Origin of the sequence: Thermomonospora catenispora, from assembly GCF_006363815.1 — a bacterium.
Lineage (GTDB): Bacteria > Actinomycetota > Actinomycetes > Streptosporangiales > Streptosporangiaceae > Thermomonospora > Thermomonospora catenispora.
In genome coordinates this window covers 1-1585 of the sequence record NZ_RRYT01000083.1, presented here as the reverse complement: position 1 = coordinate 1585, position 1585 = coordinate 1, and the positions used below count along the sequence as shown (strand labels likewise).

General features: G+C 64.4%; 2 protein-coding genes. Both read left to right on the top strand.

The features are described from left to right. Positions 1 to 271: 271 nt before the first annotated feature. A complete protein-coding gene (locus tag EIO00_RS24390; RefSeq protein WP_161602797.1) occupies positions 272 to 430 on the top strand; it encodes a hypothetical protein in 159 nt (52 codons plus the stop codon). 278 nt (positions 431 to 708) lie between these two features. Continuing rightward, positions 709 to 1585: hypothetical protein (locus tag EIO00_RS23940; protein ID WP_140182704.1), on the top strand; the 877-nt coding region annotated here is incomplete at its 3' end.

Below are 1585 nucleotides of genomic sequence, written 5' to 3'. Positions count from 1 at the left end.
GTGTCTGAGGTCATCACAGAATGTGTCGGCGCTCTGGTCGCGGTGCTCACGGTGGGCGCGGGCTGGTCGTTCTTTGTCTCGCTGGTGCGTGATTCCTGATGGACTCCTCTCCGGCCTCGTGGATGGTTGACGCTATCTACCTCTCGATTTCCTGCGGTCTCGGTGTCGGTCTTCTGGCCGGTCTGATCCGAACCGCAGTCAAGTAGTCCGCTGGCAATCCCGCTGGCGGTCCCTAGACGGGTCCTCCGTCGCTCTCCTGAAAGGAACTGCAATGTCCGTTGACGTCGCAAACCCCGTGTCCACCATCGGTTCCGCCACCGACGGGATGGACTCCGAGCTCCTGCAGATCGGGGCCATCGGCCTCGGCATCGGCGCTTCCCTGTTCGCGCTCCGCAAGGGCTGGCAGGTCGCCAAGGGCTTCATCCGCTGATCCTCAGCACAGCTTCCGGACGTCTTGCATGGCCGTCCGGATGAAGGGCACAGGCCCGGTCCCAAGGGGGGGCCGGGCCTGTGTCGTCTCTCGATCACTCTCCGCATGGAAGGAATAAGAACGTGAACGAATCTCCACCATCTGGCCCGCAGGCCGGCGCTTCTGCATCCGGTGGTTTTCCGGCTGCAGAAGTGCCTGCTCGTGGGCCTGTCTCCCGGCTGGGGGCATGGTTTACCGGCCTCCCCCGGTGGGCGCGTCGTGCTGGGACGGTCGCCCTGGTGCTCGTGCTCGCCCTGTCCATCACGGTCGTCGCTGAGGTCGTCAAGCAACAGCGCGCCGAGGCGTTCGCGCCTGCGGCCGCTCCGGTGGCTATGCCGGTGGCCGGTGCCCTCGTCGCGGCTGGTCCTCCGGGCTGGATCGTCGGCGGCGTGGGCCTGGCCGTGGCGACTGCCGGTGTGCTGGCAATGGACTACGGCGAGGACCGGAAATTCTCGTGGGAGGACTGGTTCAAGGACGGGGCCGACCAGGGAACCACCAACGGTGACATGCAGGATTATCTGGTCGATCCCGAGAAGGGGCCGATCAAGAAGCCCAGCCCCCCGGACACGGACCCGGCCCACCGGACCAACCACTACAACATGACGACCACCGAGGTCCCGGAAACCAACGGCATCCGGATGGGCTACACGATCACCAACCGGGGGTTCTTCGACAACGTCGGCACCGCCATTACGTCGCGCCGGGTGAACATGCAATACGAATGGACCTGCCGTGATCGGGTCTCCGGCAACCTGACCACCAACAAGAGCATTTTCACGTCGAACACGATTTCCGATATCCGCGACCCGGCGACCTCTACCAGTACGTCCGGGTTCGTGTCTTGCTCTGCCGGTGATGTGGTGTCGGTGTCGATGAAACCAATGGACGATGCCGCGTGGAAGTCGATGAACTCGACCTATCCCGGGTCCGACCGGTGGACCCTCGATAACGGCATCTCGTTCCGGTCCTCGGTCGCTGACCAGCTCACTACGGGCGTGAAGTATGAGGTCGAGTGCGTGGACGCAAACGGGCAGCTCCACGTGATTTCCGCGATCTCGGACCGCAACGGCGACGGCCTGACCATGCCCTCGTGCAAGGGCGCGGGCATGGGCACTC